This is a genomic window from Acetobacterium tundrae (assembly GCF_008086615.1).
Lineage (GTDB): Bacteria > Bacillota > Clostridia > Eubacteriales > Eubacteriaceae > Acetobacterium > Acetobacterium tundrae.
Genome location: NZ_RXYB01000041.1, coordinates 1 through 8,253, shown reverse-complemented (window position 1 = coordinate 8,253; position 8,253 = coordinate 1). Strand labels below are relative to the sequence as shown.

Genomic DNA, 8,253 nt, shown 5'->3' with positions numbered 1-8,253 from the left:
TATAAAATCAAAATCAATCGCTTCATCGACCAGCCTTAAAATGTGATCTTTCGGTACCAACGCATCCATTGTGACGATCTGTACCTGTTCTCTGATATCCTGTTCCCGTTTGGTTAACATAAGGTTTTCCTCCATTTGTTTTCTAATTTTATGATAAGCCATGAACCTTGGAATAAGCTTTTTTGATTTCAAAAAACTAAAAAAGGCCAGGTTTCCCTGACCTTTGTCTTCAGTCTGAGAGGCTCGATGAGCCTCTTTTTTAGTGAAATGACGTCTTATGACTTTTTTAGTTCGGCTAAAATATCGATCATCCGCTTATTAAAAATAGGGTGAACAAAATAGGGAGCGATTTCAGCCATGGATTCCATGACAAAAGCCCGTTCGTGGATGCGCGGGTGGGGAAGAAGAACATGAGGATCATTGCTGATCAGCTGATCATAAAACAAGACATCCAAATCGATGGTTCTGGGACCCCAGTGAATTGTGCGTTCACGTTTTAGATCAAGTTCAATTTCCAACAGCAAGGTCATCAGTTCCCGCGGTGGTAAAAATGTTTTGGCCTTGACAACACCGTTAAGGAAAGGAGCTTGATCGGTATAGCCCCAGGGTTCAGTTTCAATAATTGTGGACTGAGTAAGAATCTGAAGGCCTTCGGTATTTTTAATTGCTTCAATGGCGGCTTCTAAATTTTGGGAGCGATCGCCCATATTCGTGCCTAAGCCAATAAAAACCTCATGCCATTCGCGATTGATTTCTATGGCCACAGTATCCAGTGATTTTAGAATAGGCGCCCATGGTTTTTTAATCATCAGGCTTACTTGGGAAACCATGGGATAATGGTTTAAAATATAGATGACAAGCATTTCCCCGGCGGTTTCAATAAGATCATAACTTGCTTTCTTAAATTCGGTTTCAAGAGCCTGACATAAATCACCATAATGAACAGACTTTGATAAATCACCGGTAATCGCGGCTTCGCGCATATCGAGGTTCAACGTTACTGAGATCAGAAATTTTTGACCAAGCTTTTTTTCTTCAGGAAAAACACCGTGATAGGCAAAAACTTCCAGATCTTTTATATAGAGCTTATCCATGATTCCCCCTTCAAAATTGCTGCGGTCATGATTGCCGCACGTTTGTTTTCCAGCACATCATGGACGCGAATAATGGATGCGCCTTTCATAATGCCGATGACAGTAGTGGCGACGGTGCCTTCCACTCGTTCGTTTACCGGTAAGTTTAAGGTTATACCAATGAAGCCTTTCCGTGAAGTTCCCAGAAGAATCGGCAGGCCGAGAGTTTGCAGGGATTCCAGGTGCTGGATGGTTTTCATATTTTGATGGTAATCTTTGGCAAAACCGATGCCGGGATCAAGAATAATGGAATCTTTAGATACTCCGGCGTTTAAGGCGATGGCAATGGATGCTTCCAGATCTTGATAGATATCAGTCATAAGATCGGTATAATTTTGATTATCCCGATTATGCATCAGGATACATGGAACTTTATGTTTGGCAGTGACCTCGGCAAGATAGGGATCATGTTTAAATCCCCAGATGTCGTTGATCAAGTCTGCACCGGCGTTAAGGGCCGCTTCACCAACCTGCCCTTTATAGGTATCGATGGAAATTGGAATATCAAAACGCTGATGAATAGCTTCAATCACGGGGATAATCCGATCAATTTCTTCTGCATCGCTGATAACGGTGTAGCCGGGTCGCGTGGATTCACCGCCTAAATCGATAATATCCGCGCCGTCGGCGATCATTTTTTCAACATGTCTAAGACTGGTATCTAAGGTATTGTGGGTGCCACCATCAGAAAATGAATCGGGGGTGACGTTTAGAATCCCCATGATGTAAACTTTGTTATTTAAATCAAAAATTTTGTTGCCAATTTGCATTTGGTCTCCTTTGTTGAGGTTTTAGCAAAAAGACGATTTAATGTCCGTTGTTGCTGAATATCAATTAGTATTCAGCAACAGCGGACATTTGAATCAATTTACCATCTGTTTTGCGCTAGCCTGTTTCTAATAAATGATCTTAAGATTCTTTTTCTGTGTCGGCCAATCACATTCTTTTTCAACCGGACAAGAAAAACATTCCCGGGAAATTTTGTCGCTTTCGTAAAAAATCTTACTGAATGCTTTGGCCTCTGGGTTGCGATGATTAAGGATCGCATCCAAAATGACGCCTTTTTCAACAGTATCATAATCCAGTATGTTGAGTAATGGAATAGCTAATTCGTGCGATGCAAGTTCGTGCGGCGTCTTATTTTCATACTGAACAAAACGACCAATATCATGTAGCAATGCTGTTGTATAAATAAGATCCCGGGAGAAGTTTAACCCAGATTCCTGGGCTTTTATTGTGGCAATGCGGGCTACAGATAAATAATGCGAAACATCATGTCGACAAAACTTTCGTTGATCTTCACAGATTTTTATTTTAGTTAGATACTTTTGATAGTCTTTATTTTGTAAAAGATGATTGGTGTTTTTCAAAGAATCCATTGACCACTCCTACTTTATGCTTAAAAGGTTATGAACTTCGTCTTTTAATTCTTTGTTATTTTCAAAAATACCTGCTTGCATAGCGGTGACTGTTTTTGTTCCCGGACGTTTAACCCCACGCATATTCATGCATAGATGTTCAGCTTCAATAATAACCATGACACCCCGAGCATGAAGATATTTCATCATGGCATCACCAATATCAGTGGTTAAGGATTCCTGAAGCTGCGGTTTCTTTGAACAAACATCAACGGTTCGCACCAGTTTTGAAAGTCCGGCCACGCGGCCATTGGGAATGTAAGCAATATGAACCTTACCATAAAAAGGCAAGAGATGGTGCTCGCACATTGAATAAAAAGGAATGTCTCGTTCGATAACGATATCGTCTGATTTAACAGCAAAGGTTTTTGAAAGATGAAGCTCTGGAGTTTCATGTAATCCAGAAAAAATTTCGGCATACATTCTGCCAACCCGAGCCGGGGTTTCAACCAGCCCTTCACGAGTCGGATCTTCTCCGATGGCTTCTAAAATCATAACTACAGCTTCTTGAATTTTTTTTTGATCGATCATTTTTCTCCTATCGCCAAACCAATAAAGCGTTGATTTGGAATGGTTTTTACTAAAACCAAATAAAAAAAGCATTACTCAAATAAAACAAAATGTTTTAAGCAATGCTTCCGCAACCCTTAATTGGTAGCTTAAGGGGTCCAGCGGAAGCAACAAGATATCGCAATGAGTTCATTTCGTTTAAAGGCAACTTCCCATCCTCTAACACTTCACGCATCTTATCTACTCTGTTATATTTAATTGAGTGTATTTTAACATGCGAAACGTTTATATTCAAGAGTAATATTAAGTATATCAATAACTGAATAAACTTATCGATAAATACGTTTTTTGGTTAAAAAAAACAGTTTGAAAATTTGAGAACTAAAAAGAGAAATTAATTGAAAAAATTCAACCGCTTTTAGATGGTATTGTTAAAATAATGTAATCGAATACGTGATAAACTATCTATTTTACGAAAATAGGAATGGAATATAATCGTTTAATTAAGAACATTATGTTAGAATAATTAATATAAACAGACCGGAATCAAAAAATAATGGGATTTTAAGATGGAGGCGATTGATGATGGAAGAAAAACAGCATAAGAATAACTTCTATTCACTGGATAATGCCGGATTTTTATATACGGCCATTGCATCCTCCCGGATGTCAACCGTGTATCGAATATCGGTAGGGTTATCTGATCAAGTTGATGCGACTATTCTTCAAAAAGCGCTGGAACAGATTATTCATCGTTTCCCTTATTTTCAGGTAACCTTGAAACGGGGCTTTTTTTGGTATTATTATCAGCACACCGAGGCGATCCCTAAGGTTGGGGAAGAAACCTATTATCCTTGTAAAACGATGCGGCAGCGGCAGGGAAAAACCTTTCCATTTCGGGTATTGTATTATAAATCCTATATTCACGTTGAATTTAATCACAGTATCTGTGATGGTGCTGGGGGATTGGTATTTACCCAAACCTTGCTCATCGAATATTTTAAAATACAAAAAGGAATCAGTCCCAAGAATTTGGGTAAAGCCATGGATATCGAGTCTGAAGTTGATCCCAAAGAATTTGAAGATTCGTTTAAAGTCTATTACAAAGGAAAGGTGCCATCGCCGCCGAGCAGTAAAAAAGTATTCCACTTTCCTTTTGAGTTGCTTGATAAAGGGGAGTATCTTTTACTCACCGGAATTGTTCCGGTTGATCCGCTTTTAGGTCTGGCAAAGATACATCAGTGTACCATTACCCAATTTATGCTGGCCTTATACTTTGAAAGCATTCAGGAATACATCCAGGGTTTACCGATGAGTGAAAAAAAGAAGCAACGTCAGCTAATAGCCATAAATGTGCCGGTTGATTTAAGAAAAATGTTTCCCTCCATTACGCTAAGAAACTTTTTTATCAGTTTAAATCCGGAAATTGATTTAGCTTTTGGTTATTATACGCGTGAGGAAATCATTGAGCAAATAAAGGGATACATGGGTTTATACATGAATAGAAAAAATATCAATCGTTATATTTCAAGGAATGTGCGAAATGAGCAATTTATATTTTTGAGAATCATTCCACTTTGGGTTAAAAAGCTTTTGATGCCAATCGTTTATAATCGATTTGGAGAACGGGGATATACCAGTGGGCTTTCGAACCTGGGTGTTGTCTCTGTACCTGAAGAAATTAAGGCTTATGTTAAAAGTTTTGAAGTTTTCCCGCCGCCCAGCGCGGAAAGTCGGCTTAAGCTGGTTATGGTCAGTTATAATGGCAGTCTTTCCCTTTCATTTGGAAAAACAACTGGGGAAACAGTGATTGAAAAAATATTTTTTAGAAAAATAAGAATGTTAGGCATTCCTGTGAAAATAGAAACGAACAAGAGGTGAAGAAATGGCTTATTGTCCAAAATGTGGTGTTGAAGTTGAACACGGTGTAGAAAAATGTCCCTTGTGTGATTTCCCGATTCCCGATGTCGGCGATGCGCATGAGTCTTTGAATAGTAAATATCCTCAGGCGATCAATACTTATTCGGAAGACCATCTGGGGAAAAAAAATCTGGCCTTTTTTTCGATTGGCATCATTGCCTTGAGCATGGTCGTGATCATCGGTGTGGTTTATTTGGTTTATCCCTGGAATCATGCGCTGCTCAAATATGTTGCATTGGGATTCGTCAGCATCTTTGCCATCATTTTTTTCGCCATGAATTATTTAAAACCCAATTATAATTACCTTGGCGCTTATCTGACGGTGGTGATAACCTGTTATTGTGTCTATAATATCAGCGGCAGTCAGAATAATTGGTTCTTAGATTATGCATTACCCATAGCGACCCTGCTGTATTTAGGCGTCAGTCTGTTCCGATTGGTTCTTAAGCATACCCGGCATCAAAGTAAATTTGTTTTTATTCCAACGAATATCATTATTTTCGGCATTGTTTTAGCCATTGGTCTGGATGGAATTATTAGTTTAAATATCTTGGGCAACCTTCATTTGACCTGGTCTTTGGTGGTAGCGGCATCCGGAGTCTGTATCATTATTTTACTTCAGACAGTTTATCACCGGATTCCGGAAAAAACGAGAAAAATCATCCGCGAGAAATTGCATATTTAAAGCAATCGATATTTCCGATTAAGCATGTCTTCTCGTTCTTTCCAATCAGACATAAGTGTTCCAAGGGCGCCATAGAAAGATAAACTATGGTTGGGAAAACGAAAATGTAGCATTTCATGAAGGGCAATATATTCAATGCATTCTTTAGGCGTTTTGATCAATTCAAGATTAAGGATCACTCGTTTGCTTTTGGGTGAGCAGGATCCCCAACGGTTATCGAGGCGATAAATCTTCAATTCTGGAAAGCTGACCTGATACGGAGCGGCTTTGACAATTGCGGTGGACATCGCATCTACAAAAACATCCCGGGCCTGCTCCCGGTACCACATATCTAAAACAAATTCTTTTTGTTTAGCGGAGTTCATATCCTGGACCGAAAGAACCATGTTGTAATTATCAATGATTACACCGGTATCATAGGATTCCTCCACCATTAGGCGGTAGCTATCACCAAGAAATTTATGCTTTTCTCCCGTTTGAAACTGAAAATTTTTCAAAAGTTCAGGAACGGTATCAAGATTATCAAACATAAGGTTTACCTCCATCTTCTAATAACTGATCTATAGTAACTATTATATCGAAAAACCAGCTCAAGCAGAATGAAAATAGTTGTCAGCATAGGAAAAGAATTAGTAGTGGAATTACAAATTTTTGCTATCAACGATTAGATCTGTACAATCGGGAGAAAAATGTTATAATTAGATATTAAAATAAGCAAATTATTCACAAAAACAAAGAATGAGAAGGAAAAATCTTTCAAAAGAGAGGAGGATTTATGGAAACAACACTAAGTGTCACATTGATTCAACATACACCGGAACCAGAAAAATTAGTGGCTGCTGCGGCTAAGCTTTGTTACTCAAAAGCGGGTGCCAAGGAGATCATGGAAGATCTTACGGATGAAAATGTTGAAAGATTTTTATCCCGGTTGATGGATATGGGTCATGCGTCACCGATTGAACATGCCACCTTTACCTTTGCTATTGAAGGTGTCAGCCGTTCATTAACCCATCAATTAGTCCGTCATCGGATGGCCAGTTTTAGTCAGAAATCCCAACGGTATGTCAGTGAAGGGCAGTTTAACTATGTCATTCCGCCGGAAATAAAAGCTCTGCCAGATGGAGAAAAAATATTTGTTGAAGGCATGAAAAATGCCCAAATGACGTATGATCTCCTTGCCGAAAAACTTATCGCTAAGGTTACAAAGGATTTGGTTGCGATTGGCATTTCTGAAAAAAAAGCGGCTGCGGCAGCAGAAAAACAGGGAATTGAAGACGCGCGATTTGTGTTGCCCAATGCGTGCGAAACTAAAATTGTGGTAACAATGAATGCCCGGGAGTTGTTGCATTTCTTTAATCAACGCTGCTGTAATCGTGCTCAGTGGGAAATCCGAGAACTGGCCACGCAAATGTTAATTGAATGTAAAAAAGTTGCACCTTTGCTTTTTAAAAACGGCGGGCCGCGATGTGTCGAGGGACCTTGTCCGGAAGGCAGCATGACTTGTGGACAAATTAACGAAGTAAGAGAAAAGTTTGGGAAATTCAACAAATAAAGTTTATAAAAAAATGAAGGGTTGTGAAAAAGCATGGTGGAAATTAAAAATCCCGAAAAACAGAATATTTTGATAGCTTTACTCGTAGCTGTTTTAGGAATCGTTATTATTTTAGTGCCTTTTGTGATTGACAGTTTGGCTATTTATAGTTTTTACTTTATATATATGGGCGTGCTGGTTGTTCTGGTTGCCCTCGGCTATAGTGCTTTTTATTACAAGCGTTATCGACAATTCAATGCTTTTTTAGAAAAAAAAGATGAATCATTGGTATGGGAATATGATGAAGACAAATACACAGCATTTGTTGGAGAGTTAAGTAAACTTCAAAGAAGTGCTGATAAGAAAAAAGTTTGGATTCTGTTGGGATTAGAACTCATCATAGCAATATTAATGACGATAACATTTTCTGGCAGTATGAAATGGTTGGGGGGATTGTTCTTTGTTTTCTTTGGGGGGGCTTCGTTGTTATTTCTGCTTGTATTTCCTCAAAGTTTTAAGGCCCGGGCACTTCTTAAACCGTATATCACCATCATTAATGAGGATAGTGCCTATATTATGGGACGTTTTCATAAATGGTCGAAGGCTCAGGCGAAAATAAAAAAATATAATAATGGTGAAGAGATATATACGGTTTTGGCCATTAATTATGAGTCATTAACCAGGAATGGAAAACTTTTTCAGGAATGGTCGGCAGTGATACCGGAACCCGATGATAAAGACATGATTGCTGAATCCAAAAAATGGATCAGTCGGATTAACAAACTTTCCAGAATTCGGGAAAAAGAAAAAGCTGAAAAAAAATCATATTCAGAACAATTTTATGATCGGATGATGGGAAAAAATAAAAAGAAAAAAGAAGAAAAAGTACCCGATACAAAAACACTTAAATAAAAAAAGCCCGCAAGGGCTTTCAGACTGAAGACAAAGGTCAGGGAAACCTGGCCTTTTTTAGTTTTTTGAAATCAAAAAAGCTTATTCCAAGGTTCATGGTTTATCATAAAATTAGAAAACAAATGGAGGCAAACCTTATGTTAA

At 38.5% G+C, this 8,253-nt stretch carries 9 protein-coding genes and 1 riboswitch; of the genes, 4 read left to right on the top strand and 5 right to left on the bottom strand.

Annotated elements, in window-relative coordinates:
- Positions 1-275 precede the first annotated feature (275 nt).
- From folK to folE, 4 genes are all read right to left on the bottom strand, one after another.
- The gene (gene folK / locus FZC40_RS16690) at positions 276-1,094 is read right to left on the bottom strand and encodes a 2-amino-4-hydroxy-6-hydroxymethyldihydropteridine diphosphokinase (protein ID WP_148606446.1); all 819 of its coding nucleotides are present in this window, start codon (positions 1,092-1,094) and stop codon (positions 276-278) included.
- Positions 1,076-1,903, bottom strand: a complete 828-nt coding sequence (gene folP / locus FZC40_RS16685) for a dihydropteroate synthase (protein ID WP_148606444.1) — start codon at positions 1,901-1,903, stop codon at positions 1,076-1,078. Before folP ends, folK begins: the two co-directional genes overlap by 19 nt.
- A gap of 126 nt (positions 1,904-2,029) precedes the next feature.
- Positions 2,030-2,512: an HD domain-containing protein gene (locus FZC40_RS16680; protein WP_148606442.1), complete on the bottom strand. Its 483-nt coding sequence runs from the start codon at positions 2,510-2,512 to the stop codon at positions 2,030-2,032.
- Between the two features lie 9 nt (positions 2,513-2,521).
- Positions 2,522-3,079 (bottom strand): GTP cyclohydrolase I FolE, encoded by a 558-nt coding sequence (gene folE / locus FZC40_RS16675; RefSeq protein WP_186843883.1) that lies wholly within the window; start codon positions 3,077-3,079, stop codon positions 2,522-2,524.
- 139 nt (positions 3,080-3,218) lie between these two features.
- Positions 3,219-3,311, bottom strand: a riboswitch (THF riboswitch).
- A 332-nt stretch (positions 3,312-3,643) separates the two neighbouring features.
- Here folE and FZC40_RS16670 point away from each other — a divergent pair.
- Together FZC40_RS16670 and FZC40_RS16665 are read left to right on the top strand one after the other, a co-directional pair.
- A complete protein-coding gene (locus FZC40_RS16670; protein WP_243135858.1) occupies positions 3,644-4,942 on the top strand; it encodes a hypothetical protein in 1,299 nt (432 codons plus the stop codon).
- Between the two features lie 4 nt (positions 4,943-4,946).
- Positions 4,947-5,666, top strand: coding sequence for a zinc ribbon domain-containing protein (locus tag FZC40_RS16665; RefSeq protein ID WP_148606440.1), 720 nt, complete (start codon positions 4,947-4,949; stop codon positions 5,664-5,666).
- Here the strand turns inward: FZC40_RS16665 and FZC40_RS16660 are convergent.
- Entirely contained in the window at positions 5,663-6,196 is a 534-nt protein-coding gene (locus FZC40_RS16660) for a M48 family metallopeptidase (protein ID WP_148606438.1), read from the bottom strand. The two genes, FZC40_RS16665 and FZC40_RS16660, sit on opposite strands and share 4 nt — an antisense overlap.
- Positions 6,197-6,441: 245 nt before the next feature.
- Here FZC40_RS16660 and thyX point away from each other — a divergent pair, with 245 nt between their 5' ends.
- Both thyX and FZC40_RS16650 read left to right on the top strand, forming a co-directional pair.
- Positions 6,442-7,218: an FAD-dependent thymidylate synthase gene (gene thyX / locus FZC40_RS16655; protein WP_148606436.1), complete on the top strand. Its 777-nt coding sequence runs from the start codon at positions 6,442-6,444 to the stop codon at positions 7,216-7,218.
- 33 nt (positions 7,219-7,251) lie between these two features.
- Complete coding sequence (locus FZC40_RS16650; protein WP_148606434.1) at positions 7,252-8,109, top strand: hypothetical protein; 858 nt, start codon at positions 7,252-7,254, stop codon at positions 8,107-8,109.
- The last annotated feature ends 144 nt before the right edge of the window (positions 8,110-8,253 follow it).

Bases quoted from the DNA above. Each gene is read 5' to 3' on its own strand.
- folK (WP_148606446.1), bottom strand. From the start codon at position 1,094: ATGGATAAGCTCTATATAAAAGATCTGGAAGTTTTTGCCTATCACGGT.
- folP (WP_148606444.1), bottom strand. From the start codon at position 1,903: ATGCAAATTGGCAACAAAATTTTTGATTTAAATAACAAAGTTTACATC.
- FZC40_RS16680 (WP_148606442.1), bottom strand. From the start codon at position 2,512: ATGGATTCTTTGAAAAACACCAATCATCTTTTACAAAATAAAGACTAT.
- FZC40_RS16670 (WP_243135858.1), top strand. From the start codon at position 3,644: ATGATGGAAGAAAAACAGCATAAGAATAACTTCTATTCACTGGATAAT.
- FZC40_RS16665 (WP_148606440.1), top strand. From the start codon at position 4,947: ATGGCTTATTGTCCAAAATGTGGTGTTGAAGTTGAACACGGTGTAGAA.
- FZC40_RS16660 (WP_148606438.1), bottom strand. From the start codon at position 6,196: ATGTTTGATAATCTTGATACCGTTCCTGAACTTTTGAAAAATTTTCAG.
- thyX (WP_148606436.1), top strand. From the start codon at position 6,442: ATGGAAACAACACTAAGTGTCACATTGATTCAACATACACCGGAACCA.
- FZC40_RS16650 (WP_148606434.1), top strand. From the start codon at position 7,252: ATGGTGGAAATTAAAAATCCCGAAAAACAGAATATTTTGATAGCTTTA.